This is a genomic window from Ruegeria sp. K7 (genome assembly GCF_056531785.1).
In genome coordinates, this window is record NZ_JBQFMJ010000003.1 from 38,539 (window position 1) to 62,717 (window position 24,179).

General features: G+C 59.4%; 26 protein-coding genes. 17 read left to right on the forward strand and 9 right to left on the reverse strand.

Annotation, left to right across the window (positions count from 1 at the left end; all coding sequences use genetic code 11):
- Window positions 1-101: 101 nt before the first annotated feature.
- The 3 genes from rpsO to pnp all read left to right on the forward strand — a co-directional run bounded on the left by rpsO (window position 102) and on the right by pnp (window position 3,811).
- A complete protein-coding gene (rpsO, locus tag ACR0FE_RS07155; RefSeq protein ID WP_170613058.1) occupies window positions 102-371 on the forward strand; it encodes a 30S ribosomal protein S15 in 270 nt (89 codons plus the stop codon).
- A gap of 230 nt (window positions 372-601) precedes the next feature.
- A complete protein-coding gene (locus tag ACR0FE_RS07160) occupies window positions 602-1,435 on the forward strand; it encodes a hypothetical protein (protein WP_480911990.1) in 834 nt (277 codons plus the stop codon).
- A 225-nt stretch (window positions 1,436-1,660) separates the two neighbouring features.
- Window positions 1,661-3,811: a polyribonucleotide nucleotidyltransferase gene (pnp, locus tag ACR0FE_RS07165; protein ID WP_480911993.1), complete on the forward strand. Its 2,151-nt coding sequence runs from the start codon at window positions 1,661-1,663 to the stop codon at window positions 3,809-3,811.
- 52 nt (window positions 3,812-3,863) lie between these two features.
- Here the strand turns inward: pnp and ACR0FE_RS07170 are convergent, their stop codons facing one another.
- Window positions 3,864-4,748: a LysR family transcriptional regulator gene (locus ACR0FE_RS07170; RefSeq protein ID WP_480911995.1), complete on the reverse strand. Its 885-nt coding sequence runs from the start codon at window positions 4,746-4,748 to the stop codon at window positions 3,864-3,866.
- Window positions 4,749-4,881: 133 nt separating this feature from the next.
- Between ACR0FE_RS07170 and ACR0FE_RS07175 the strand changes: the two genes are divergently transcribed.
- From ACR0FE_RS07175 to ACR0FE_RS07185, 3 genes are all read left to right on the forward strand, one after another.
- A complete protein-coding gene (locus ACR0FE_RS07175) occupies window positions 4,882-6,189 on the forward strand; it encodes an aminotransferase class I/II-fold pyridoxal phosphate-dependent enzyme (RefSeq protein ID WP_170613050.1) in 1,308 nt (435 codons plus the stop codon).
- 216 nt (window positions 6,190-6,405) lie between these two features.
- Entirely contained in the window at window positions 6,406-7,101 is a 696-nt protein-coding gene (locus ACR0FE_RS07180; protein ID WP_170816826.1) for an outer membrane beta-barrel protein, read from the forward strand.
- Between the two features lie 70 nt (window positions 7,102-7,171).
- Window positions 7,172-7,894 carry a glycosyltransferase family 25 protein gene (locus tag ACR0FE_RS07185; protein WP_480911998.1) on the forward strand — a complete coding sequence of 241 codons (723 nt, stop codon included), beginning with the start codon at window positions 7,172-7,174 and terminating at the stop codon, window positions 7,892-7,894.
- An 82-nt stretch (window positions 7,895-7,976) separates the two neighbouring features.
- Here the strand turns inward: ACR0FE_RS07185 and ACR0FE_RS07190 are convergent, their stop codons facing one another.
- A complete protein-coding gene (locus tag ACR0FE_RS07190) occupies window positions 7,977-8,627 on the reverse strand; it encodes a peroxiredoxin (protein WP_170613045.1) in 651 nt (216 codons plus the stop codon).
- Window positions 8,628-8,829: 202 nt separating this feature from the next.
- Here ACR0FE_RS07190 and ACR0FE_RS07195 point away from each other — a divergent pair, with 202 nt between their 5' ends.
- A complete protein-coding gene (locus ACR0FE_RS07195; RefSeq protein WP_480912001.1) occupies window positions 8,830-10,269 on the forward strand; it encodes an aldehyde dehydrogenase family protein in 1,440 nt (479 codons plus the stop codon).
- A 54-nt stretch (window positions 10,270-10,323) separates the two neighbouring features.
- Here the strand turns inward: ACR0FE_RS07195 and ACR0FE_RS07200 are convergent, their stop codons facing one another.
- Window positions 10,324-11,166, reverse strand: a complete 843-nt coding sequence (locus ACR0FE_RS07200) for a bifunctional helix-turn-helix domain-containing protein/methylated-DNA--[protein]-cysteine S-methyltransferase (protein WP_480912004.1) — start codon at window positions 11,164-11,166, stop codon at window positions 10,324-10,326.
- Between the two features lie 120 nt (window positions 11,167-11,286).
- Here ACR0FE_RS07200 and ACR0FE_RS07205 point away from each other — a divergent pair, with 120 nt between their 5' ends.
- From ACR0FE_RS07205 to ACR0FE_RS07230, 6 genes are all read left to right on the forward strand, one after another.
- On the forward strand, window positions 11,287-11,736 hold the full coding sequence (locus ACR0FE_RS07205; protein WP_480912007.1) for a MarR family winged helix-turn-helix transcriptional regulator: 450 nt from the start codon (window positions 11,287-11,289) through the stop codon (window positions 11,734-11,736).
- Window position 11,737: 1 nt separating this feature from the next.
- Window positions 11,738-12,376: a cysteine hydrolase family protein gene (locus ACR0FE_RS07210; RefSeq protein WP_480912010.1), complete on the forward strand. Its 639-nt coding sequence runs from the start codon at window positions 11,738-11,740 to the stop codon at window positions 12,374-12,376.
- A 101-nt stretch (window positions 12,377-12,477) separates the two neighbouring features.
- Window positions 12,478-13,122, forward strand: coding sequence for an endonuclease III (gene nth, locus ACR0FE_RS07215; RefSeq protein ID WP_480912013.1), 645 nt, complete (start codon window positions 12,478-12,480; stop codon window positions 13,120-13,122).
- On the forward strand, window positions 13,119-14,108 hold the full coding sequence (locus ACR0FE_RS07220) for an adenosine kinase (protein WP_170613033.1): 990 nt from the start codon (window positions 13,119-13,121) through the stop codon (window positions 14,106-14,108). Before nth ends, ACR0FE_RS07220 begins: the two co-directional genes overlap by 4 nt.
- 7 nt (window positions 14,109-14,115) lie before the next feature.
- Window positions 14,116-14,331 (forward strand): hypothetical protein, encoded by a 216-nt coding sequence (locus tag ACR0FE_RS07225; protein ID WP_170613031.1) that lies wholly within the window; start codon window positions 14,116-14,118, stop codon window positions 14,329-14,331.
- 126 nt (window positions 14,332-14,457) lie between these two features.
- Entirely contained in the window at window positions 14,458-15,231 is a 774-nt protein-coding gene (locus tag ACR0FE_RS07230) for an extensin-like domain-containing protein (protein WP_480491095.1), read from the forward strand.
- Window positions 15,232-15,280: 49 nt separating this feature from the next.
- On the opposite strand, the gene ACR0FE_RS07235 is transcribed toward ACR0FE_RS07230, so the two are convergent.
- Window positions 15,281-15,766 (reverse strand): RNA pyrophosphohydrolase, encoded by a 486-nt coding sequence (locus tag ACR0FE_RS07235; RefSeq protein WP_170613028.1) that lies wholly within the window; start codon window positions 15,764-15,766, stop codon window positions 15,281-15,283.
- Window positions 15,767-15,904: 138 nt separating this feature from the next.
- Between ACR0FE_RS07235 and ACR0FE_RS07240 the strand changes: the two genes are divergently transcribed.
- Window positions 15,905-17,932, forward strand: coding sequence for an FAD-dependent oxidoreductase (locus ACR0FE_RS07240; protein WP_480912018.1), 2,028 nt, complete (start codon window positions 15,905-15,907; stop codon window positions 17,930-17,932).
- Between the two features lie 123 nt (window positions 17,933-18,055).
- Window positions 18,056-18,682, forward strand: a complete 627-nt coding sequence (locus ACR0FE_RS07245; RefSeq protein WP_480912021.1) for a dioxygenase family protein — start codon at window positions 18,056-18,058, stop codon at window positions 18,680-18,682.
- 91 nt (window positions 18,683-18,773) lie between these two features.
- Here ACR0FE_RS07245 and ACR0FE_RS07250 read toward each other — a convergent pair whose 3' ends face one another.
- Window positions 18,774-19,214 (reverse strand): DUF4399 domain-containing protein, encoded by a 441-nt coding sequence (locus ACR0FE_RS07250; protein WP_480912024.1) that lies wholly within the window; start codon window positions 19,212-19,214, stop codon window positions 18,774-18,776.
- 229 nt (window positions 19,215-19,443) lie between these two features.
- Here ACR0FE_RS07250 and ACR0FE_RS07255 point away from each other — a divergent pair, with 229 nt between their 5' ends.
- The gene (locus ACR0FE_RS07255; RefSeq protein WP_170679902.1) at window positions 19,444-20,349 is read left to right on the forward strand and encodes a LysR family transcriptional regulator; all 906 of its coding nucleotides are present in this window, start codon (window positions 19,444-19,446) and stop codon (window positions 20,347-20,349) included.
- 84 nt (window positions 20,350-20,433) lie between these two features.
- Here ACR0FE_RS07255 and ACR0FE_RS07260 read toward each other — a convergent pair whose 3' ends face one another.
- The 4 genes from ACR0FE_RS07260 to ACR0FE_RS07275 are packed head-to-tail and all read right to left on the reverse strand — an operon-like array spanning window position 20,434 to window position 23,349.
- The gene (locus ACR0FE_RS07260; protein WP_480912027.1) at window positions 20,434-21,336 is read right to left on the reverse strand and encodes an OmpA family protein; all 903 of its coding nucleotides are present in this window, start codon (window positions 21,334-21,336) and stop codon (window positions 20,434-20,436) included.
- Window positions 21,333-21,905, reverse strand: a complete 573-nt coding sequence (locus tag ACR0FE_RS07265; protein ID WP_480522963.1) for a peroxidase-related enzyme — start codon at window positions 21,903-21,905, stop codon at window positions 21,333-21,335. The genes ACR0FE_RS07260 and ACR0FE_RS07265 overlap by 4 nt, the downstream gene beginning before the upstream one ends.
- 14 nt (window positions 21,906-21,919) lie before the next feature.
- Window positions 21,920-22,630, reverse strand: coding sequence for a GNAT family N-acetyltransferase (locus tag ACR0FE_RS07270; protein ID WP_480912031.1), 711 nt, complete (start codon window positions 22,628-22,630; stop codon window positions 21,920-21,922).
- Window positions 22,627-23,349 (reverse strand): competence/damage-inducible protein A, encoded by a 723-nt coding sequence (locus ACR0FE_RS07275; protein ID WP_480906042.1) that lies wholly within the window; start codon window positions 23,347-23,349, stop codon window positions 22,627-22,629. The genes ACR0FE_RS07270 and ACR0FE_RS07275 overlap by 4 nt, the downstream gene beginning before the upstream one ends.
- A 49-nt stretch (window positions 23,350-23,398) precedes the next feature.
- Between ACR0FE_RS07275 and sfsA the strand changes: the two genes are divergently transcribed.
- Window positions 23,399-24,100 (forward strand): DNA/RNA nuclease SfsA, encoded by a 702-nt coding sequence (sfsA, locus tag ACR0FE_RS07280; RefSeq protein ID WP_480912034.1) that lies wholly within the window; start codon window positions 23,399-23,401, stop codon window positions 24,098-24,100.
- The last annotated feature ends 79 nt before the right edge of the window (window positions 24,101-24,179 follow it).

Consider the following 24,179-nt stretch of genomic DNA (forward strand, 5'->3'; position numbering starts at 1 on the left):
GCGCGCATCCGTATCGAAATCGGTGCGGTTTTCTCCATGGGCCTGCGCTGGACGACATCCCGGCCTGCGCCATTCACTCTAACCTTTCAAAGGAGACCCCGATGTCGATCACTGCCGCAGAAAAAACACGCGTCATGAAAGAATTCGCAACCAAAGAGGGCGACACCGGTTCGCCTGAAGTTCAGGTTGCCATCTTGACCTCGCGCATCAACACCCTGACCGAGCACTTCAAGACCCACAAGAAAGACAACCACGGTCGTCGTGGTCTGCTGAAGATGGTTGCTCAGCGCCGTAAGCTGCTGGACTACCTGAAAGGCAAGGAAGAAGCACGCTACCAGGACCTGATCAAAAAGCTGGGCATCCGCCGCTAACCGCTTTTTGCATTTGTTTCAAACGCCCGCCATTTTGGCGGGCGTTTTTTTTGTTTTGTGCTCCCCATTGACAAACGTCACATCGAACCACAATTTGATCGCACGGCGCGTGCCGGGGCACTCGCAGGCCTAAAACGCGACTTAAAAACTTTCCACATTCGAGACTGCCTTCCAAGTGAAAGGCTCCAGTCCAAATTGCGAGCGTATGGAGCCATCATAAGGAGAAGAGCATGTCACTCGATGTGAACGCTTACGAACAACTGAAAACCGCTCTGTGGCCCATTAAGGGTGATATCAAATGGGGCAAACTTCATGAGGGTTTGGCGCACGGTTTTGGTTTTGCCGATTCCTACAGACTTAAATCCGGTCTTGCAGAACAAGACATGAAGCTAAATTTTGACGTCGACGCCTTTCTTGAAAGGATGGGTCAGCTTGGGTATCGTCCCGGACCAGATGTCAACGATCCGCATGCATCGCTACGCGCACTTGCGGTAACGACGCTGTCAATTGCCGAACCCACGAGATTTCTTGAAATCATGAACGAAACCGGCATCACCGGCTCGGTGATACGACTGGATGTCACTGACAAGAACTGGAAACAGCAAGTCTTGCAATATCGTGCGGCTCTGACCCGCCACTGGGGCTTGGAAACCTATGGCTATGTCGGCACCGCATCCGAAAAGCCATGGGTATGCTGGACGATCACACCGCCTTTGCGCTGGAAGCGAGGGAATCGGTTCGAGGTCACAAATGCGATGATCAAAGTCCAGCAAGGGCGGGATTTCGGCCATATTCTGGATGAACGAGACGCCGACAAAATACAGGCCATTGAAACGGAAACCGGAGAAAGCCCAGATGCGTTCTTCAGCCGAATACTGACCGACCTCCGTCCCTACTTCCCAGGCTTTAAAGACAATGATATCGACCCCATAGACGATATCCTGTTCACGGATGAGGGGCTTATGGTCCAATGCTCGTTCAACAACCGCCGCGCATCCGATGGTCTGGGTTGTGCGGTTTTCTTTGAGAAAATACCATTTCAACGCCAGAAAACTGCCGGCTGAGCCGAAAATGCTGCCCCATTTCGATTTGGGGCAGCAAACAGCCAAGGGTGAGCCTCCAGTTCCCCTTCCCTTTGGTCGCGTTCTCATGTATGCGCGCGTGTATCTGAGACGTTGTGCCCTGACCCCGGCACTCGAATGGAAGATAAAGTGGGGTCGGCGGCAATGGGGCCGCCATGCAAACGGGAGACCCGGAGGGCCGGGAGTGCTCCCTTCTAGGATACGCATATGTTTGATGTAACAAAGAAATCAATTCAGTGGGGCGAGGAGACGCTTACACTGGAAACCGGCAAGGTTGCCCGTCAGGCCGACGGCACAGTGATCGCCACGCTGGGCGAAACCAGCGTCATGGCGAACGTAACCTTTGCCAAGAGCCAAAAGCCCGGTCAGGATTTTTTCCCGCTGACCGTGCACTACCAAGAGAAATACTATGCCGCCGGTAAGGTTCCGGGTGGTTTCTTCAAGCGCGAGGCGCGCCCGACCGAGAAAGAGACGCTGACCGCTCGTCTGATCGACCGTCCGATCCGCCCGCTGTTCGTTGACGGCTTCAAGAACGAAGTTCTGGTGATGTGCACCGTGCTGAGCCACGATCTGGTCAATGATCCCGACATCGTTGCGATGATCGCCGCCTCGGCTGCCCTGACCATCTCGGGCGCGCCGTTCATGGGCCCGATCGCCGGTGCCCGTGTTGGTTTCGTGGATGGCGAATACGTCCTGAACCCGACCGTGGACGATATGCAGGACCTGCGCCTGAACCCCGAACAGCGTCTGGATCTGGTTGTCGCTGGCACCAAGAACGCCGTGATGATGGTGGAGTCCGAAGCGTACGAGCTGTCCGAGGCCGAAATGCTGGGCGCCGTGAACTTTGCGCACGAGCAGATTCAGCCGGTTCTGGACCTGATCATCGATCTGGCCGAAGAAACCGCTAAAGAGCCGTTCGATTTCCAAGCGCCCGATTATTCGGACCTCTACGCCGCTGTAGCTGCAGCCGGTGAAGAGCAGATGCGGGCCGCCTTCGCGATCACAGACAAGCAGGAGCGCACCGCCGCTGTTGCCGCTGCCCGTGAAGCGATCAAGGAAGCGTTGACCGAGGAACAGCTGGAAGACGCGAACCTGGGTTCCGCGATGAAAAAGCTGGAAGCTGGCATCCTGCGCGGTGACGTCGTCAAAGGCGGCAAGCGCATCGACGGCCGTTCGACCACCGATGTCCGCGCCATCGAAGCCGAAACCTCGCTGCTGCCGCGTACGCATGGCTCCGCCCTGTTCACCCGTGGTGAAACGCAGGCGCTGGCCGTGACCACGCTGGGCACTGGCGACGATGAGCAGTTCATCGACGCGCTGCACGGCAACTTCAAATCGAACTTCCTGCTGCACTACAACTTCCCTCCGTATTCGGTTGGTGAAGTTGGCCGCGTTGGTTCGCCCGGCCGTCGTGAGATCGGCCACGGCAAGCTGGCATGGCGTGCGCTGCAGGCTGTTCTGCCTGCGCCGACCGACTTCCCCTACACCATCCGCGTGGTGTCGGAGATCACTGAATCCAACGGCTCGTCCTCGATGGCCTCTGTCTGCGGCGGTTCGCTGTCGATGATGGATGCAGGCGTTCCGCTGAAAGCGCCGGTTGCCGGTGTGGCCATGGGCCTGATCCTGGAAGATGACGGTGAGTACGCTGTTCTGACCGACATTCTGGGTGACGAAGACCACCTGGGCGACATGGACTTCAAGGTTGCGGGTACCGCAAACGGCATCACCTCGTTGCAGATGGACATCAAGGTCGCAGGCATCACGCCGCAGATCATGGAAACTGCTCTGGCACAGGCCAAAGAAGGCCGGATGCACATCCTGGGCGAGATGGGCAAAGCGCTGTCCGAGACCAACGAATTCTCGGTCCACGCTCCGCGCATCGAGACCATGAACATCCCGACCGACAAGATCCGTGAAGTGATCGGCTCGGGCGGCAAGGTCATCCGCGAGATCGTCGAGGTTTCGGGTGCCAAGGTCGACATCAACGACGACGGCGTCATCAAGATCGCCTCGCCGGACGGTGAATCGATCAAGAAGGCCTATGACATGATCTATTCGATCGTGGCCGAGCCGGAAGAAGGTCAGGTCTATACCGGTAAAGTGGTCAAGATCGTCGACTTCGGTGCCTTCGTGAACTTCTTTGGCAAGCGCGACGGCCTGGTGCACGTGTCCCAGATCGAAAATCGCCGCCTGAACCATCCGTCGGATGTTCTGAAAGAAGGTCAGGAAGTGAAGGTCAAGCTGCTGGGCTTTGACGATCGTGGCAAGGTTCGCCTGTCGATGAAAGTCGTCGATCAGGAAACCGGTGAAGAGATCGTCCCCGAGAAGAAAGAAAAGAAAGAGGAAAGCGCAGAGTAATCTGCCCCTTTTTCAGAAATACAGAAGACCCCGGCTTTGGCCGGGGTCTTTTTTATGGGCTTTGGTTTTCAGGTCGGGTTTCCGGCGACTGCACGCTCTGTTTCAGCAGGTCGGCGATTTCATCGACCTCTGGCCTGCGCCGGGTCCTGTGCGGGCGGTTCAGGACCAGTGAGAGGCCGCTCTCGCATCTTTCGGGAAACAACGGGCAGAGCAATCCAGTGTGCAGCGCCTGTTCGATCAGGCAGGCATGGCCCATCAAGACCCCCGCCCCGGATTTGGCTTCCTCGACAGCCAGACTGTACAGGGAATAGCGCGGTCCTTTTTGCGGATCAGCCAGCGCCCGCCCGGATTTATCCGACCAGATCGCCCAATCGTCCTGCCATGTCTGATCGTGCAACAATGGAAGGGTGCCCGGATCGCGACCCTTTGCGACGTCTTCGGCCAATGCCGGAGTGCAGACGGGAAAGGTGATATCCCTGGCCAGGACCACCTGCTCGGCGCTGCCATCGGGGATGGCGAAGAATACGGACAGGTCGAAAAACTCGCGCGTCAGGTTGGGCGGTGATTCCAGCGCGGTGACCGAGAAATTGATATCAGGATAGATTTTCCGGATCCGCCCAAGCCGGGCGGGCAGCCAAAGCTGCGCGACCGACGGCAGAGCGGCGATATGGATATCCGCATTGGGTTGCTGGTTCCTCAGGCTTTGCGTCGCGGATGCAAGCGCGTCAAAGGCCTCGGTAAATTCGCGGCTCAGACTGCGGGCAGCCGGGGTCAACTGTACGCCCTGCGCATTCCGGCGGAACAATGTCACCCCTGCCCAGCCCTCCAACGCCTTGATATGCTGGGAAATCGCACCGGGCGTGACGTTCAGTTCATCCGCAGCGGCGACAAAACTGCCGTGACGCGCCGCGGCCTCGAAGGCGCGCAGGGCGTTCATGGGTGGCCCCTTGGGGCGGCGTGGTGAAACGGGCAAATTCCTAGCCTTAGTTTTTCTACGCCAAGAAATAGCAAATCTGATTTGCGCTGTCATTCGAAGTGATCAATCTTGGCCGCAAATGGAGGACACAGATATGACAATCGAACAACGGGCCTGGGTTCCTGCGGCATGCGAGACACTGGTGCAGGACATCGCGGCCAGGACGGCACAGGCGTCCTCGGCAGATCTGCTGGGGCGGATTGACCAGCTTGTGGCACGAAACCGGGACATCCACGAGAAAGAGTGCTTCAACCTCAACCCTGCCACAAACGTGATGAACCCGAAGGCCGAGGTATTGCTGGCCTCGGGCATCGGCTCGCGCCCTTCGCTTGGCTATCCCGGCGACAAGTACGAGATGGGCCTGGAAGCCATTGAAGAGATCGAGGTGATCGCGGCCGAGCTGTGTGCTGAGATTTTCGATGCGAAATATGCCGAAATCCGTGTGCCTTCTGGGGCGATTGCGAATCTTTACGGCTTTATGGCCACCTGCAAACCGGGCGACACGATCATCGCACCACCCGCGTCAATCGGCGGGCATGTCACCCATCACCTGGCCGGCTGTGCCGGGCTGTTCGGCCTGCGAACCATCGAAGCGCCGGTAAATCCCGATGGCTACACCGTCGATCTGGACCAGCTGCGGCAGATCGCGCTGACGGAACGGCCTCGCCTGATCACGATTGGCGGCAGCCTGAACCTGTTTGAACATCCGGTCGCCGAAATCCGTGCCATCGCTGATGAAATCGACGCCAGGGTCATGTTCGATGCCGCGCATCAGTGCGGGATCATTGCCGGAAAGGCTTGGCGCAACCCGCTGGCCGAAGGCGCGCATTTCATGACCATGAGCACCTACAAAAGCCTGGGCGGACCTGCAGGGGGACTGATCGTCAGCAATGACGCCGAGATTGCGCAGGCGCTGGATCGCATCGCCTTTCCCGGCATGACGGCAAATTTCGACGCGGCCAAATCGGCGGCCCTGGCTGTGACGATGCTGGACTGGCGCGATTTTGGTGCCGAATACGCGGCGGCGATGATTGCGATGGCCAAAGCGCTGGCCGAAGCGTTGAATGCCAAAGGGGTTCCGGTTTTTGCGGGTGCCGGGGGCTTTACCGCCTCGCATCAGTTCGCCGTGCTGGCGGAGCCCTTTGGCGGCGGGCAAGCGGCCTCAAAAACACTGCGGCATGCGGGTTTCCTGGCCTGTGGCATCGGGTTGCCCGTTAACGCTGTCGCCGGCGATCTGAACGGCCTGCGCATCGGAACACCGGAACTGGTCCGGTGGGGCATGACTGCGGCCGACGCCGAACAGCTGGCCACGCAGATTGCAGACGGTTTGGCGAAAAAGGATATCGCAGAACAGGTTTCAGACTGGCGGCAAAGCTTTTCGACCCTGCATTTCATGCACTAAGACGATGCGGGCGCGTGAGCCGCAATCTCATGCGCCTGCGGTTGTTTTCCTCATACATTATAGCAGCTTGCACCATTTCCAATAGGGCCGATGCCACCGACGAAATTATTCACTCACGCCGTTCAAATCCACCGTGACCCGAGTTGATCGGGGACCGGCTTTCGTTTGTTCCGATCCGCCCCACATGTGCCGCGTGCATCTTACGGAACAAAGGACATGACCATGATCACCCGTTTCATCCTCGCCTCTGCCGCATTAGGCCTGGGCGTTTCCGCCGCCGGCGCGCAAAGCCTGACCGAGGGCGCTTATATTCAGGGCTTCGCCGGCTACAGCCAGTTGCAGGACAGCGATTTTTCGGGCTCGATCGGTGGCGCGACCCAGTCAGTTGATACCGATTTCGACGCGGGCTATGGGCTTGGCTTGGCAATCGGAACGGAAGTTCCGCAATGGTCCAACGACAGGATCGGAACCCGGATCGAGCTGGAATTGTCCTATCGCGAAAATGATGTGGACGGGGTGAACTTCTCTGGCAACGGACCGGCGACCGAGGGCAATATCTCGGGCGATGTCACTCAGACCTCGCTGTTTGCAAACATCCTGTTCGACATCAAACAAAGCGGACCGCTGACACCCTATTTCGGCTTTGGTCTGGGTGCGACCTATTCAGATCTGGACTTCGCCTATGGTCCGGGGGTTGAGCTGAACGACAGCGGCACCGATTTTGCCGCACAACTGATTGCCGGGGCGGCGTATGACATCAATGACAACACCGCCTTCATCGTCGATGCCCGCTATTCGCGCGCCTTTGATGTTTCGTCCGATCGTTTGGCACCAAACGGCGCGCTGACCGGGTCGGTCGAGGACGATCTGGATACGTTCAGCATAAATCTCGGCCTGCGCTACAAGTTCTGACGCGGTACGGGAAAGTGTTTCCCTCCGGTTTCGCTTTCCCCGCGTGCCCTCGTGATCTATGCACGGGGGCATGCGATCCTTTGTCATTCATATGTCCTCAAGCACAGCGCGCCGCGCCAATGCCGATCAACTGTGCCAAGACCTTCCCAATGCCGAATTGTTCGAGGCCGTGAATGGTCGCGACCCGGACCAGATCGCGCATGTCAGACTGCATCCCGGCAACCTGCACCGACCCCACTATCCGTTTCCCCTGCGCCCCGCTGAAATCGGCGTCTTCGAAAGCCACAGGCGGATCTGGAAAAAGATAGTCGATGAACAGATCGATCTGGCCATCATCACCGAGGATGATCTGCGCATAGATCCCCCCCGCATGGCCCAAGCACTGGACATGCTGGACTCTCTTGCGACCCCCGACCAATATATCCGCATCCCGGTGAAACAGCGCGAAGTACCGGTGCAGACCCTGGCCGAGAAGAACGGTTTGAAACTGATCCTGCCGAAGGTCATCGGACTGCAATGCGTGTGCCAGATGGTTGGCCGGCGCGCCGCAGAACAGTTGCTGGCCGCAACCAACGAAATTGACCGCCCCGTGGACACGTTTCAGCAAATGCACTGGCTGACCGGCCAGCCGATCCACGCCCTGCTGGGCAGCGGCAACCGTGAAGTGGCGCGGGAAATCGGCGGCTCCACCATTCAGACAAAACCGCCGCTCAGCGACAAGCTGACCCGCGAATTCAAGCGCGCTGCCTACCGGGCGAAGCTACACCTGCACCCACAAAGACCACTGCCGTAATCAGATAGAAAGTACCTTCGCGGGAAATCGCGCCCCGAGGGGCGCGATGGGGAGGGCAGACCCCCCTAGACCAACGCAGCCGTTACGACGGCGCCTTGGTCTTGCGCAGATAGGGGAAGATCGTCTCGAACTCGCCAAACTTCGCTTTGGCATCTTCATTCGACACGGTGGGCGGGATAATCACATCCTCACCCGGCACCCAGTTTGCCGGGGTCGCAACGCCCTTCGCGCTCATCTGCAGCCCGTCCAGCGCGCGCAGGATCTCGGCAAAGTTGCGGCCGACAGTCATCGGATAGGTCATGGACAGCTTCAGCTGCTTGTCCGGCCCGATGATAAAGACCGACCGCACCGTGGCGCTGTCGGCAGGTGTGCGGCCATCGGGCAGGTAGGCTTCGGCAGGCAGCATGTCAAAGGCCTTGGATACCGCCAGACCGTCATCGGCGATAATCGGGAAACCGGGGTTGGCATTGCCATAGGCCTCGATGTCCTTTTTCCATTTCTTGTGATCTTCCACACCGTCGACAGACACGCCGATCACTTTGGTGTTACGCGCAGCCCATTCATCGTTCAGCTGCGCCACAGCCGAAAATTCGGTGGTGCAGACAGGGGTAAAATCCTTGGGGTGCGAAAACAGGATGGCCCAGCTGTCGCCGATCCAATCGTGGAACTGAACAGTGCCCTGATCCGTTTCTGCAGTGAAATTCGGGACGGTATCGTTGATGCGCAAACCCATGGGGCATCTCCTTTCCTGTGAAAAAACCGAGTCGGTTGCCGTAAACCTAAACACTTTCCGCAATTGTTAAACCATATGCAGAGCAAAGCAGTCAGCAATTCGCAGAAATAATTTGATCAAATTATCTCTTGCCCGTATTTGGCGGCAATGACAGAGTGACGCCGAGCCCGAAGCCGGAGCAACAGGGTCAGGAGGACAGGCCATGATCGAGAAACGCAATTTCTACATCAACGGACAGTGGGTCGCGCCGTCAGCGCCCCAGGATTTCAACGTCATCAACCCCTCGACCGAGGAACCATGCGCGGTGATTTCACTGGGCTCCCAGGCGGATACCGACGCTGCAATTGCTGCTGCCAAGGCCGCTCTGCCGGGTTGGATGGCGACACCGGTGGCGCAGCGGATCGCAATGGTGGAAAAACTTGCAGATATCTACCAGACCCGCAGCGAAGATCTGGCGCAGGCAATGTCGCTTGAGATGGGTGCGCCCATCGACATGGCGCGCACCCAGCAATCGGGTGCAGGTATCTGGCACCTGAAGAACTTCATCCGGGCCGCCAAAGCCTTTGAGTTCGAGCGTCCGCTGGGCGACCACGCCCCAAATGACCGAATCATCTACGAGGCCGTCGGCGTGGCGGCCCTGATCACCCCGTGGAACTGGCCGATGAACCAGATCACGCTCAAGGTCGGTGCGGCGGCGATCGCGGGCTGCACCATGGTGCTGAAACCCTCGGAACAAAGCCCGCTGAACGCGATGATCTTTGCCGAGATGATGGACGAGGCAGGCTTTCCGCCCGGTGTGTTCAACCTCGTGAACGGTGACGGCGCCGGGGTCGGCTCGCAACTATCTGCGCATCCGGATGTGGATATGGTCAGCTTCACCGGCTCGACCCGTGCTGGGACCGCAATCTCGAAAAGCGCGGCTGATACCTTGAAGAAAGTTCATCTGGAACTGGGCGGCAAGGGCGCCAATGTCGTCTTCGCCGACGCGGACGAAAAGGCGGTCAAGCGCGGCGTTCTGCACATGATGAACAACACGGGCCAAAGCTGCAATGCGCCCAGCCGTATGCTGGTGCAACGCCCGATTTATGATCGGGCGGTCGAAACGGCGGCCGAAGTGGCAGGTAAGGTCACTGTCGGCAGCGCCGCCGAAGAAGGTCGCCACATTGGCCCGGTCGTGAATGAGGTGCAGTGGACCAAGATTCAGGACCTGATCCAGAAAGGCATTGACGAAGGCGCACGCCTGGTCGCGGGCGGCACCGGTCGGCCTGAAGGTTTGAACAAGGGTTACTATGTGCGGCCCACCGTGTTTGCCGATGCCAACAACCAGATGACCATCGCCCGCGAGGAGATCTTTGGCCCGGTCCTGACCATGATCCCCTTCGACACCGAGGAAGAGGCCATCGGGATCGCCAATGACACGCCCTACGGCCTGACGAACTATGTCCAGACACAGGACGGTGCGCGCGCCAACCGGATGGCCCGCGCCCTGAGGTCCGGCATGGTTGAGATGAATGGCCAGTCCCGCAGTGCCGGCTCGCCCTTTGGCGGCATGAAGCAATCCGGCAATGGGCGCGAAGGCGGCGTCTGGGGGCTTGAGGATTTTCTGGAAGTCAAAGCCGTCGGCGGCTGGGCGGCAGAGTAACGCGCCACAACAAGTCAGATGCGCGGCACCCGAGGGTGCCTCGCTTACTGGGCGTCAGGCATCCGCCTGCGCGGCTTCGTATGCCAGCATCGCGCGTTTCACCGGCAACCCCCAGTGATAGCCACCCAACCCGCCGGATTTGCGCAGGGCGCGGTGGCAGGGGATCAGCCAGCTGACCGGGTTGCGGCCCACGGCTGTTCCCACGGCGCGCACGGCTTGTGGTGAACCGACCCGCTGCGCAATCTCGGAATAGGTCGTGACCTGACCCGACGGGATGTGCATCAGCGCTTCCCACACCTTGATCTGCAGAGGAGAGCCAAGCAGGTGCAGCGGCGTCTCGGCGCGGCTGGGCCCGAAGGCACCTTGCACCCAAGGGTTCAGGCGTTCGGAATTTTCCACAAACTCCGCATTCGGCCAGCGCGCGACCATGTCCTCCATCGCTGCTTCCCCGCCCGTCTCGGACGCAAACGCGATACCGCAGATGCCCTTTTCCGTTCCCATGACCAGAGCCGGGCCAAAGGGGCTTTCGAACCAGCCCCAGAAGATCGCCAGTCCTTCGCCTTTGCGGGCATATTCGCCGGGGCTCATGGATTCCCATTTGAGGAACAGATCGTGCAGGCGGCCACTGCCGGACAGGCCGACATTGTGCGCGGTTTCCAATGTGGTGAACCGTTCCCGCAGTAGTGCCTTTGCATGGCCCAGCGTCAGATATTGCTGGTAACGTTTCGGCGACACCCCGGTCCAGCGCGAAAACAACCGCTGAAAATGCGCGGGGCTCATGTCCATCTGGCGAGAAAGCTCTTCGAGGCTGAGCGCTTCGCCGCCCTGGTCGATCAGATCGATGGCCCGGCGCATGACGTTGTAGTGATAGCCGGTTTCTGGGTTCTGGACGTTCATGTTGCACCTCTTCGCTTGCATTAACATTACCGCGCTCAGACCAATGCCGCGACCCGGAACCTGCGCATATTATTGTCAACTGAGTTGACGAATTGTTTTGCACCCATCAAGATTGAGGGCATGGAACACTCGTTGGATCAGCTCTATCAGGCAGTTCAGGCCACGCGGCCCCTGCTCCGCAACATTACAGCCGCGGTTGAACGCGGCAGCAATCGCGAAGGCGTAACTGTTGGACAACGTGCGATCCTTGAGGGGTTATCCATTTTCCCCGGAGCGACGGCCCCACAGTTGTGCATCGAGTTGCAACTAAAACGGCAATACGTCGCGCGCATCCTGCTGGAAGTGATGAAGGCCGGTCTGGTCGACAGTCGCGCCAACCCCAAGCGCGCGCGTTCTTACTGCTATCGGCTGACACCCACGGGCCAAGACATCATCACTGCGATCAGAACAGATGAAATGTCAAAACTGGCCGGTTTTTCCACAGACTTCTCTCCCGAAGAGCTTGCGACTTACCATAATGTGCAAATGGCGCTCACACGGTTTTTCGCCAATCTGGCTGAGGAGGTATGAGATGTCGGTTCTTTGGATCATCATCACGGGAAGTGTGATCGCGGTTCTCTATGTTCTCAATGAAATTCGCAGGATTGGAGTACCAACAACCGGACCGACAATTGATCTGGCCGCTCGCCCGGCAACGGCGCTGGTGGTGATCGACATGCAGACTGACTTCACCTCAGTGCCCGGATGGGATGCAGCGGAGTTGGATGGCGCCATTTCGAAAATCAGAGACTCCGTCAGGCAGGCCCGCGAAACCGGAATGCCCGTGATCGCCATTCGGCACGTTTTCAAGGGCAGGCTGGCGAACCTTCTGAACGGCTGGTTCAATCAGGGGCGTGGCAATGAAGGGTCGGCCGGGATCGAGACGGACTCGCGCCTCGGGCTGGATGCGGACGCGGAATTTGTGAAATCCATAGGTGATGCCTTTTCTTCGAATGCGTTTGAACAGTTTTTGGAAGACAATCGGATCGGAACCTTGCTACTGACCGGTCTTGATGGTTGTCATTGCGTCAACAAGACGGCGCAGGGGGCGCTGAACCGGGGATATCAGGTTCGCATCGATCCAACTGCTGTTCTGGCGGCCAATCCAGCACATTGGGCGAAGGTCAAGGAAAAGCTGGAGTTAAATGGGGCGGAGCTCCGAGGGCTATAGGCGTGAAACTCTGATAGCAGCCCCGACACTCGGCCATTCGTATTGCCAATTTCCCGCCTTTTTAATTGCGGGCAGCGATCCGGCAGGGCATACCGTGCTGGATGGCTAAACAACTCGACTACCACACGATCCGAGAGATCTTCACACGCTTTCAACAAGCCGACCCGGAACCCAAAGGCGAGTTGGAACATGTGAATGTCTACACCCTGGTCGTGGCGGTGGCGCTTTCGGCGCAGGCAACCGATGCGGGTGTCAACAAGGCCACGCGCGCGCTGTTCAAGATCGCAGATACACCGCAGAAGATGCTGGAGCTGGGCGAAGAGGGTCTGACCGAACACATCAAGACCGTCGGTTTGTTTCGTCAGAAAGCCAAGAACGTCATCAAGCTGAGCCGAATTCTGGTCGAGGAATATGGCGGCGAAGTTCCCAACTCCCGTGCCGCGCTGCAATCGCTGCCGGGGGTGGGGCGCAAGACGGCCAATGTGGTGCTGAACATGTGGTGGCGGCAACCGGCGCAGGCGGTGGACACCCATATCTTTCGCGTTGGCAACCGAACCGGGATCTGCCCCGGCAAGGACGTGGACGCCGTCGAACGTGCCATCGAGGACAACATTCCGGCCGATTTCCAGCTGCACGCGCATCACTGGCTGATCCTGCACGGCCGCTATCATTGCAAAGCGCGCAAACCTCTGTGCGGAACCTGCATTATCCGCGATCTCTGTCAATTCGAGGACAAGAACCTATGAAAACCTACCAGCTTGTCGGCATCGGAAATGCCGTCGTTGACGTGATTTCCCAAGCCGATGACAGCTTTCTTGAGCTGATGGGCATCGAAAAAGGCATCATGCAACTGATCGAACGCGAGCGCGGCGAGGTGCTGTACGCCGCGATGGGCAGCCGGGTCCAGACGCCAGGTGGCTCGGTGGCCAATACCATCGCCGGTGCCGGAGCGCTTGGGCTGGACGCTGCCTTCATCGGTCGGGTGCATGACGACGCGCTTGGCCGGTTCTATGCCAACGCGATGAACGAAGACGGTGTGGATTTCGTGAACGCACCGGTCCCGGGTGGTGAACTGCCGACCTCTCGCTCAATGATCTTTGTCTCGCCCGATGGTGAACGGTCGATGAACACCTATCTGGGGATTTCCTCGGAACTGTCGTCCAAGGATGTTCCAGCCGACGTGGCAGGCAACAGCCAGATCATGTTTCTTGAGGGTTATCTGTTCGACAAGGAAAAGGGCAAAGCCGCGTTCCTTGAGGCCGCGCGCAATTGCCACAAAGGCGGCGGCAAGGCAGGTATCGCCATTTCAGATCCCTTCTGCGTGGAACGCCACCGGGTGGACTTCCTTCTGCTGATCGAGAACGAGCTGGATTTCGTGATCGGCAACGAAGCCGAGATCAAGTCGCTGTTCGAAACTGACGACCTGGAAGAAGCGTTGGCCAAAACCGCCGAGATTTGCCGGCTGGTCGTATGCACCCGCTCGGGCGACGGTGTGACTATTCTGCACGAAGGACAGCGCATCGACGTTCCCGTTCAGAAGGTTGTACCGGTGGATGCGACCGGCGCGGGCGACCAGTTCGCTGCCGGGTTCCTGTTCGGTATGGCCACAGGCCGGGACTATGAGACATGCGCCCGGATCGGCAATATCTGCGCCCGTGAAGTCATCAGCCATATCGGACCCAGGCCCGAGGCGGATCTGGTCGCGCTGTTGTGGGAAGAAGGATTGCTCTGACCCCTGCATGGATGCGTTCCTGACCCGCCTGCCGGATCGGCTGGCGGGTTTTCTTTTTCAGGATCGGCGGATCGGGCGCGGGTTTTTCCGCGTAGCCTTGCGCCGACGTGTCCTGATCGCTTGGAAAAAACTGTTTAACAACAGAAGGCATTTCTTCTTATCATTCAGCCGAAGCCCTTCGCTGCTCCCGGCGTTCTGGCACTGTTTAAAAAGCGAAACTTAATTTGGCACGTAAATCTGATAATTCCTTTCTGGGACCATTCTTTACCCGTTCCCGATCCGGATGTGCCCACAAGTCAGCGGCGTCCCGGGATTTGAATGTGAAGAACCTTTCGGTGGATTCAGCGCGTTGAGGCGGGGTCTGGTCGCACTTCTGGTGCTATGGGCCGCCGCAGCACACGCCGAACCGGACTGTGCCGAAAGCCCGGTGCGAAACGCGGTCGATCTGGTTGCCTTTGAAATCGGCGCGCTTGAATCGGACAAGGCATCGGACCTGTCTGCCGAAACACCCGGGACCGAAGTCACCGAGTCACGGCGACCGCAATTAAGGCCCTGCAAGTTCCGCAACATTGCCCTGGGACGCGAACGCATGCGCAATCGGGGTGCGGTGTGCAAAGACTGGACCATCCTGGGCGAAACGCTCAAGCAGATATCGGGGCCATACAGGGGGTGCAGGATCGCGAACCCGGTTCGTGTCCGAAAGATCTCGGATGTTGCGCTCAGTCAATTGGCGTTGATGGATTGCGAAACCGCAATCACGCTGAAGACCTGGATTGAAAACACGGCCAAACCGGCCTTCGCGGATCAGGGCGGTGGCCTGAAAGGAATGCGGCTTGCGGGCCACTACGCCTGTCGGACGCAGAACAACCGGCCCCGCGCGCGCCTGTCGGAACACGCCAGAGGCCGTGCCGTGGACATTTCTTCCTTTGTGCTCTGGGACGGCACCATCATCACGGTGGGCGACGGTTGGACAGATGAGGACAACAGCGACGTTTTGCGTGAACTGCACAAGGGTGCCTGTGGTCTGTTCGGAACAGTTCTCGGCCCAGATTCAGACCGGTTTCACAAAGGCCATTTTCATTTCGACACCGCCCGACGCGGCGGTGGGCCGTTGTGCCGGTAGGCGCAGGGCATGGTCATCACACAGTCAAGTCGGCTGACGGACGCCTGACTTAGAAAAGGTGTTCTTCAAAGGCCTCCAACACCCTTTGGTACACGTCCCGCTTGAACGGAACGATCTCGTCGACCAGGTGTGCGGGTTCCTGCCATTTCCAGCGGGTAAATTCCGGGTGTTCGGTCTGGATATCGATCTGATCGTCACGGCCTGTAAAGCGTAGCAGAAACCATTTCTGCTCCTGCCCGCGAAAGCGGCCCTTCCAGATTTTCGGAACGATGTCATGCGGCAGATCATAGGGCAGCCAGCCGTCGGTCTCGGCCACGATCTGAACCAGGTCCGCGGTCACGCCCGTCTCTTCCATCAGTTCGCGCAGGGCCGCATCGCGGGGGTCTTCGCCCTTGTCCACGCCACCTTGCGGCATTTGCCAGGCCTCGGCGTGGCGGTCGTTGCGCTGACCGACGAATATCCTGCCCTCGCCATTCATCAGCATCAGCCCGACGCAGGGACGATACGGCAGTCTGGCGATTTCTTCAGGTGTCATGTGCGGCCTCGTGAAAATGCTGTGTAGCGTCTGTAACAAGCGGCACGGCGAAGGCAAAGAGTATGACGTTAGGTTTCACGTGACAATGTTGACGCGAACGTCAATCTATCAGCCAAGTTTACGAGGGAGAGTTCCGCCATGACTGCGTACCCAAACATGCTGGCCCCGCTGGATCTGGGCTTTACCACGCTGAAAAACCGCGTGTTGATGGGGTCGATGCACACGGGACTTGAGGAAACCGGCGACTGGAACCGGGTGGCCGAATTCTATGCCGACCGGGCGCGGGGCGGCGTGGCGCTGATGGTGACAGGCGGAATTGGCCCGAACCTTGAGGGATCGGTGCTGCCCGGGGCGGCGATGATGACCAACGAGACAGAAGTGGCGAACCATTCCATCGTGACCCAGCGCGTGCACGACGCGGGCGGCAAGATCGCCATGCAAATCCTGCATGCGGGACGGTATGCCTATGGCCCGAAATGTGTGGCCCCCAGCCCGGTCAAATCCCCGATCTCGCCGTTTCCCCCGCATGAGCTGGATGAAGAGGGTATCGAGAAGCAGATCAGCGACATCGTGACCGCCGCCGTTTTGGCGCAGAAAGCGGGCTATGACGGGGTCGAGATCATGGGGTCCGAGGGGTATTTCCTCAACCAGTTTCTTGTGACCCACACGAACAAGCGCACCGACCGCTGGGGCGGTTCCTACGAAAACCGGATGCGCCTGCCGATCGAGGTTGTGCGCCGCACGCGCGAGGCAGTGGGTGCCGAATTCATCATCATCTATCGCCTGTCGATGATTGACCTGATCCCCAACGGCTCGACCCATGACGAAGTTGTGCAACTGGCACAGGAGATCGAGAAGGCGGGGGCTACGATCCTGAATACCGGAATCGGCTGGCACGAAGCGCGAATTCCGACGATTGCCACCAGCGTCCCACGCGCAGCTTTTGCGTGGGTGACCAAAAAGCTGATGGGCAAGGTGTCGATCCCGGTGATCACCTCGAACCGGATCAACACACCCGACGTGGCCGAAGAAGTTCTGTCGACCGGTTGCGCCGACATGGTATCCTTGGCACGGCCAATGCTGGCGGATGCGGATTTCGTGAACAAGGCCATCGCTGGCGACGGCGCAAAGATCGCGCCCTGTATCGCCTGCAATCAGGCCTGTCTGGATCATACATTCAGCGGCAAGCTGACCACCTGCCTGGTCAACCCGCGTGCCTGCAATGAAACTGAGCTGGTGATTTCCCAGGCCGAGTCGCCAAAAACCGTTGCCATTGTTGGCGCAGGGCCTGCCGGACTGTCCACCGCGATGACCGCCGCCCAGCGTGGTCACGACGTGACGCTGTTCGACCGCGCCGCCGAAATCGGCGGCCAGCTGAACATGGCCAAGCAGGTTCCGGGGAAAGAAGAATTCTGGGGCCTCGTCGATTGGTACCGCACCATGATGAGCGATCTTGGCGTGAAGCTGGAACTGAACCGCGAGGTGAGGGCAGAGGACCTGACCGGATATGACGAAGTGGTGATTGCCACCGGCGTCACCCCGCGCGATCCGCAGATTCCGGGGCAGGATCGGGACAATGTCCTCAGCTATGTCGACGTATTGCGCAACAAGGCCAAGGTCGGGAAGTCCGTGGCCGTGATCGGCGCGGGCGGCATCGGGTTCGACGTGTCTGAGTATCTGGTCGAAGAGGGCCACAGCCCGACCACTGACCTGCCCGCTTGGATGAAGGAATGGGGTGTTACTGACCCGGCCAAGCACCGCTCGGGCCTTGCGCCGGAAGGGCCGCAACCCGAAGCGCCAAAACGTCAGGTCACGCTGCTGCAGCGCAAAAAACAGGCGCATGGCAAAGGTTTGGGCAAAACCACCGGCTGGATTCATCGCACGACACTGAAAATGAAGGACGTCAATTTCGTGGGCGGCGTGAACTATGAGCGTATCGATGATGAAGGCCTGCATGTCAGCTTTGGCGAAGAACGCGCCGACCCGACGGTGATTGCGGCGGATACGATCGTTCTGTGTTCCGGTCAGGTGTCCGAGCGCAGTCTGGCAGATGCGCTGATCGAACGCGGGATTACGCCACATGTCATCGGCGGCGCGGATGTTGCGGCCGAACTGGACGCCAAACGGGCAATCAATCAGGGCACGCGGCTGGCTGCGGCGTTCTAAGGAGACGACCCTTCGTTCGGCCTTTGTGGAAATTGGCCGCACACAGGTTTCGGTCTATATCTTAGGTGCTGCGCCCGTCTGCCGGGGGCGCAGACCTGACCGGGTGCAACTGTGGAGAAGGCCATGGCAACGGGCGAAGACAATCGGCGCGGGTTTCTCACCGGCGCGGTCACTTTTATCGGGGCGATCTGGGCTGCAGGGCGCACCGCTGCCGCGCAACTGACGCCGAATGCGGCAGAGGGTCCGTTCTATCCCACAGAACCGATGCGCGCCGCCGATGCGGATAACGATCTGGTCAAAGTCGTCGGTCTGGTCCGGGAAGCCGGAGGTGAGGTGATCACCCTAAAAGGACGGATCTCAGACAAGGCCGGGCGTCCCCGGGCAGGATACCGGATCGAGATTTGGCAATGCGACGTGAATGGAAAATACATTCACCCCGGCGACAGGCGGAATGTGCAATACGACCGGGGGTTTCAGGGCTTTGGACACGACATCACGGACGCGCAGGGTCGCTATAGTTTCCGGACAATCAAGCCAGGCAGCTATCCGGGCCGGACGCCGCATATCCATGTCAAGGTTTTAGAAAGCGACCGCGAGGTTCTGACCACGCAGTTCTACGAGGCGGGAAACCCCGGCAATAAGCGGGATTCGCTCTATCGGCGTATGTCCTCGGCCGAGGCCCGCAACGTTTCGATGACATATGTCGAGGTCTCGGGCGGGATAGAAACGACAGTCAACATAGTTGTCTGACAGGAAACGTTGTCAGTATTGCATGGCTCTGCGCGCCAAAAATTTGCCCGCCGTGGTTAACGGTGATTACCGCAAAGTTCGGTGTAAGGCGTTACTCCACCGTAATCGTAATCACCTCGGACACAATCGGCGTCGCATGCGGTACGTGGCCCGCATCGCCCAAAACCAGTTGCAGCGTGTGTTCGCCCGGCTCAAGGTCCAGCGTAACCTGGGTCTGGCCGCCACCGAAATGCAGGTGATTGTCGTCTGCGGGCAGGCCATAGGACAGCTCGTCCGCTCCATCCTCGCCCTCACCCAATGGCGGGCGATCGATCAGCAGGTGGTGATGGCCGGTGTTTTCCTTGTCCGTCCCCGCAGGGGCAACCCCCATGCCGCTGAGGCCAAACACCACCGTGACCGGCGACTGGACGGTGTCACCATCCGCGAGATTGACAAAATAGACCCGGGCGTCGGGGTTTGACGGCGTTTCACCCTGGGCCAACGCAAGCGAAGCGGACAGGCAAAGCGCGGCAACACCAATAAATGTTTTCATGATTCCCTCCCTGGACACAAATTTGCCATTCTCAACATAGCACGATTGGGCAATTGCCCCCTGATTTGCTGACAATGCACGTCCTGTAGCGCGCATGGAAACCACTGTTTCAGCGTTTCCCATGTGCAAACGATCCGAATCAAATCCCAGATATTATCCCATGTCTGCCCCGTTTCCGCCCAAGTTCAGGGCCATGGTCAGGCAAAGAACCAAGACCTGGGGTACGCGAATGGACCGATTGACCGAAATGGAAGCCTTTTCCAATGTAGTGGATCAGGGCGGCTTTACAGATGCGGCCAAAAAGATGGGCATCTCCAAATCGGCTGTCTCCAAGCATGTATCGAGCCTTGAGGCACGATTGGGTGCTAGACTGCTGAACCGGACAACGCGCCGCGTTTCGCCCACCGAGATCGGGCTGGCATATTATGATCGTGCCCGCCGGGTGCTGAATGACGCAGGCGAAGCGGACGCGCTGGTGACATCGATGCAGTCCGCCCCGTCGGGTCTGCTGCGGATCAGCGTGGCCACGGATTTTGGTGTGAATCACCTGTCGCCTGTGTTGTCCGGCTTTTTGTCGGCCTATCCCGACATCACCGTGAACATGGTGCTGAACAACCGGTACGTGGAGCTGATCTCAGAGGGGTTCGACGTCGCAGTGCGAATCGGAGAGCTGGAAGACAGCACGCTACGCGCGCGCAAGCTGACCGAAACCGTCAAACGGATGGTTGCGGCCCCCAGCTATATCGAGAAATACGGACGCCCGCAGAAGATTGACGATCTGAACGAACACAAGCTTCTGCACTATTCCAGCCAGTCATCCGGCAATGTCTGGAAACTGACTGCACCCTCGGGCGAAAAGCGGCAGGTTCGCACCGCCGGATGGCTGAGCGTCAATGACGGGCAATCCCTGCTGAACGCCGCCATCTCAGGGTTGGGTATCGCCTATCTGCCCAGCTATCTTTATGCCGACGCGATGAAGTCCGGCGCGGTACAGGACGCGATGCCGTCCCTGCCGGATGAGGTACAGGGCGTCTATGCCGTCTACCCGCCCGGCCGCTTCACGCAGCCCAAAGTAAGGGCATTCATTGATTTTCTGGCTGATTCATTCAGCGACAAGGGTCCGATGGACTGGTAAATTCTCCCCGTGGAACCTGAACGGCCCGCACGCCTGTCGTGCGGGTCTTTTTTTTGTCCCAGCCTAGGCAGGACTGTTAGGCACCTAATTGATCAGCAAAACCGCCTCGACCCGGCGATTGAGATCACGGCCTTCCGGCGTGGCGTTCGAGGTGATCGGTGCCAGATATCCAACCCCTTCCGCCTCGATCCGGTCCGGCGCGACGCCATGTGCCTCGATCAGGCGGGTACGGACCGACTGGGCACGTTTTGTGCTGACCGAGATATTGGCCTGCAGGTCGCCGGTGTCATCGGTGTTGCCCACAAGCGCCAGGCGCAGGTCGGGATTGTCACCCAGAAATCCCGCCAGCAGCGCCAGCGAGGCAAACGGACCCTCGCCCAAATCAACTTCACCGGTGCTGAAATGCAGGTCGTCCAGAATGACGTGCCCATTCTGCTGCAAGTCCGCCAGCAGGCCACCTTCGGTTTCGACCGTTTCCTCGACCACAACCGGGGGCGGCGAGGTTTCCGCCACTGGTGTAACACGGATCATCTGCACGTACCCGTCGGGCGGATTGCGGCTGACCAGCAGGCTCAGCACTTCCTGATCGCGCGAGGCGGACAGAAAACGATAGTCGTGAATTGCGACATACATGTCGGGTGTCGGAACCACTTCGATGCCAAAGCGGAAATCGAAACCGCCACAGGCGCGGGCCTCACATTCGAACCCAATATCAAATCCCTGCGCGACAAGCTGATCCCTGAGCGGGGCCAGAATCTGCAACGTCGTGCTGGATCCGGCCTGAAGCTTCCAGGTAAAGCGTTCGACCCGCCCCTCGACCTCGCGTGTCGGGACTGCGCCATCGGCGAACGGACCGGTCGGCAGCGCGTAACTGTCCAGCGGGCTGGTACGGTCGCTGATCTGACGGGCACCGGTTGGCATCGTCAGGTCCTGCGCCGCTGCCGGAGCGGCCAGCATCAACAGGCAAAGGGCAACGCAGCGGATCATCTGAACTGGGCGTGATAATCGTCGTTCGGGACCATACCCGTGGCGCTGGCCACCCGGTTCGACATGTTGAAAAAGCCGGTCACGTTGGCGATGTCCCAGATATCACGATCCGAGAAACCAACGTCACGCAGCCGCTGGCGGTCGGTTTCCTCGATCTCAGCGCTGGCTGTCGTCATTCTGGCGGCGAAATCCAGCATCGTACGCTGCTTGTCGTCCAACGGCGCCACGCGGTAGTTCATCACCAGCATCTCGCCCAACTGCGGGTTGCCGGACAATTGCCGGACGGCTGCGCCATGCGCCACAAGGCAGTAGAAACACTTGTTGATGGACGAGACCACAACCGCGATCATTTCGCGTTCCAGCTTGGTCAGCCCGCTGTCTGCCAGCATCAGATCGTTGTACATCGCGGTGAACGCGTTCAGCTTGTCGATATCAAACGCATTGGCCTTCAGCACATTTGGCACCATGCCCAGCTTTTCGACGCAGATGTCGAAATACTTCTGTGTCTCTGGCGGCAGCGGGTCGACCATGGGCAGGTTCAGCGCTGTGGGCATGTCTTGATCGGGCACGGCTGTCTTTCTCCTCAGGCCAGCTGGCGGTAGTGATACTCTCCGGCGATCTCCATCCCAAGGGAGTGATAGAGACGATTGGCGCCGGTATTTGCCTTGGTGCAGATCACGCTAAAGGTATGGGCGCCGTTGTCCAGCGCCCAAAAGGCCGCGGCGCGCATGGCCCATTGTCCCAGACCCTGTCGGCGATGTGCGGGCAGGATTTCCAACGCATGCATCATGGCAACCCCTTCATATACCGCCACAAATCCAACCCCCGCCGGTTGGTCCTTGCGCCGCAGAAGCAGGCCGGTCTTCGGGCCATCCGCCCGATCCATGACGGCCAGACGCTGCGGCCCGATACCGGCCGTCGCCCAAATCTCGCACATGATCGCAAGCGGTTTCCAGATGGTAAAAACAGTCACGCGCGGCACCGGCACGTCCGTCAAATGCCCGACCGGGCAGGCGTAGATGTTGACCGGATCAAGCACCGTGTAGCCGCGTCCGGCAAGCTGGGCATCCAGCGCGTCGTCCCCCGGACGCAGACAGAAGAGGCGTTTCTGCCCCAGTTCCACCATAGCTTTCTCGGCCGCATCAATATCGGCTTCGGTCGCGGAAGAAGTCGCACTGGCGGCGGACACCCGAGAGCCGCCACCCTGCCCTTGCCGCAGCCGGAACGGCCCGATTGTTTCGTACGCGGCGGCCGGCCATGTGCCATCCACCACGGCCTCCCAGTTGACGCTCAAAGCTGAAGCTCTTTCGCGAGGCGGGTGGTTGCGGCGTCGATACGGGCACCATCGGTGCCGCGCACAACGACGTTGGCACCAAAGACCCCGTTGATCTGGAACGGGTAGCAGCCGATGGTCAGATCGGAAAACTCCTCGGCCAGCGACGCCAGGGTTTGCGCGATATCCCCTTCACCGCGGTCGATGCGCAGGGTCTGTGATAACAACGGGCTGCCGCCGGTCAGCGTGGGCAGAACGCTGGCCACCATTGCCTGAAAGACGGAGGGCACCCCAGCCATCACATGCACGTTTTCGATGGTGAAGCCTGGCGCCGTCGAGACCGGGTTTTCGATCAGTACGGCACCGTCCGGAATGCGCGCCATGCGCAGACGGGCAGCGTTCAGGTCCAGCCCCGACTTGTCGTAATGCGCCTCGAGCAGGGCGCGCGCGTCGGCGCGAATGTCAATTGGGGTGTCAAACGCGCGGGCGATGCAATCGGCGGTGATATCGTCATGGGTCGGGCCGATGCCACCGCTGGTGAAGACATGATCGTGCGCGTCGGACAGCGCCCTGACCGCCGCCTCGATGGCCGGTGCCTCATCTGAAACGATGCGGACCTCTTTCAGGTCGATGCCGTGCTTGGTCAGCTCCTGAGCAAGATAGTGCATATTGGCATCGCGGGTGCGGCCGGACAGGATTTCATCCCCGATCACCAGCATTGCGGCGGTTGGATTGGCCATGTGCGCTCCCCTCTTGATCGACCGTTTGGGCAGGTATAGGCCGTGAGACATGCGATTTGAAACCCCTCTTGTCCCCGCCCGCCTGATCCGCCGATACAAACGCTTCTTGGCCGACTGCACGATTGAGGACGGGCGCGAGGTTACAGCCCATTGCGCCAACCCCGGCTCGATGATGGGACTGGCCGAACCGGGTGAGCAAATCTGGCTGGAGCCCAATGACGATCCGAAGAAAAAGCTGAAATACGGCTGGCGGCTAGTCGATCACGAAAACGGACATTTCACCGGGGTCGATACATCGGTTCCGAATAAAGCCCTGCGCGCAGCACTGAACGCCGGTGAAATCCCGGAACTGGCGGCATATGAAACCATCCGAGCCGAGGTGAAATACGGCCAGAACAGCCGCATCGATTTCCTTCTGACCGGGCCTAGCCTGCCGGACGCCTATGTCGAGGTCAAAAGCGTCACCCTGTCCCGCCAGCCCGGTCTGGCCGAGTTCCCAGACAGCGTCACCGCGCGCGGCACCAAACATCTGGGCGAGCTGGCGGCGATGGCCACACAAGGACACCGCGCCATTATGCTTTATCTGGTGCAGCGCACCGATTGCGACCGGTTTGCGCTGGCCGACGATATCGACCCCGCCTATGCGGCCGCCTTCGAGGCCGCGCAGGCGCAGGGCGTCGAGCGGCTGGTTTACGGAACGCGGATTTCGCCGGAAGGTGTTTGGGTAAACCCGAGACCCATTCCCACCTAAAGACGCCTTGCACGGCGCAGGCGTTTCGTTTCAACCCAGATTTGGATCACCACACAGATACCGACGGGTTACCTGCGTT

Excerpts from the sequence above, each read along its gene's own strand:
- sfsA (WP_480912034.1), top strand. The coding sequence starts at position 23,399 with ATGCGATTTGAAACCCCTCTTGTCCCCGCCCGCCTGATCCGCCGATAC.
- ACR0FE_RS07275 (WP_480906042.1), bottom strand. The coding sequence starts at position 23,349 with ATGGCCAATCCAACCGCCGCAATGCTGGTGATCGGGGATGAAATCCTG.
- ACR0FE_RS07195 (WP_480912001.1), top strand. The coding sequence starts at position 8,830 with ATGATCGAGAAACGCAATTTCTACATCAACGGACAGTGGGTCGCGCCG.
- ACR0FE_RS07160 (WP_480911990.1), top strand. The coding sequence starts at position 602 with ATGTCACTCGATGTGAACGCTTACGAACAACTGAAAACCGCTCTGTGG.
- ACR0FE_RS07240 (WP_480912018.1), top strand. The coding sequence starts at position 15,905 with ATGACTGCGTACCCAAACATGCTGGCCCCGCTGGATCTGGGCTTTACC.
- ACR0FE_RS07225 (WP_170613031.1), top strand. The coding sequence starts at position 14,116 with ATGGATGCGTTCCTGACCCGCCTGCCGGATCGGCTGGCGGGTTTTCTT.
- ACR0FE_RS07260 (WP_480912027.1), bottom strand. The coding sequence starts at position 21,336 with ATGATCCGCTGCGTTGCCCTTTGCCTGTTGATGCTGGCCGCTCCGGCA.
- ACR0FE_RS07180 (WP_170816826.1), top strand. The coding sequence starts at position 6,406 with ATGACCATGATCACCCGTTTCATCCTCGCCTCTGCCGCATTAGGCCTG.
- ACR0FE_RS07175 (WP_170613050.1), top strand. The coding sequence starts at position 4,882 with ATGACAATCGAACAACGGGCCTGGGTTCCTGCGGCATGCGAGACACTG.
- ACR0FE_RS07170 (WP_480911995.1), bottom strand. The coding sequence starts at position 4,748 with ATGAACGCCCTGCGCGCCTTCGAGGCCGCGGCGCGTCACGGCAGTTTT.
- ACR0FE_RS07185 (WP_480911998.1), top strand. The coding sequence starts at position 7,172 with ATGCGATCCTTTGTCATTCATATGTCCTCAAGCACAGCGCGCCGCGCC.
- ACR0FE_RS07235 (WP_170613028.1), bottom strand. The coding sequence starts at position 15,766 with ATGACACCTGAAGAAATCGCCAGACTGCCGTATCGTCCCTGCGTCGGG.
- ACR0FE_RS07200 (WP_480912004.1), bottom strand. The coding sequence starts at position 11,166 with ATGAACGTCCAGAACCCAGAAACCGGCTATCACTACAACGTCATGCGC.
- ACR0FE_RS07255 (WP_170679902.1), top strand. The coding sequence starts at position 19,444 with ATGGACCGATTGACCGAAATGGAAGCCTTTTCCAATGTAGTGGATCAG.
- ACR0FE_RS07245 (WP_480912021.1), top strand. The coding sequence starts at position 18,056 with ATGGCAACGGGCGAAGACAATCGGCGCGGGTTTCTCACCGGCGCGGTC.
- ACR0FE_RS07210 (WP_480912010.1), top strand. The coding sequence starts at position 11,738 with ATGTCGGTTCTTTGGATCATCATCACGGGAAGTGTGATCGCGGTTCTC.
- ACR0FE_RS07190 (WP_170613045.1), bottom strand. The coding sequence starts at position 8,627 with ATGGGTTTGCGCATCAACGATACCGTCCCGAATTTCACTGCAGAAACG.
- ACR0FE_RS07220 (WP_170613033.1), top strand. The coding sequence starts at position 13,119 with ATGAAAACCTACCAGCTTGTCGGCATCGGAAATGCCGTCGTTGACGTG.
- nth (WP_480912013.1), top strand. The coding sequence starts at position 12,478 with ATGGCTAAACAACTCGACTACCACACGATCCGAGAGATCTTCACACGC.
- ACR0FE_RS07205 (WP_480912007.1), top strand. The coding sequence starts at position 11,287 with ATGGAACACTCGTTGGATCAGCTCTATCAGGCAGTTCAGGCCACGCGG.
- pnp (WP_480911993.1), top strand. The coding sequence starts at position 1,661 with ATGTTTGATGTAACAAAGAAATCAATTCAGTGGGGCGAGGAGACGCTT.
- ACR0FE_RS07250 (WP_480912024.1), bottom strand. The coding sequence starts at position 19,214 with ATGAAAACATTTATTGGTGTTGCCGCGCTTTGCCTGTCCGCTTCGCTT.
- rpsO (WP_170613058.1), top strand. The coding sequence starts at position 102 with ATGTCGATCACTGCCGCAGAAAAAACACGCGTCATGAAAGAATTCGCA.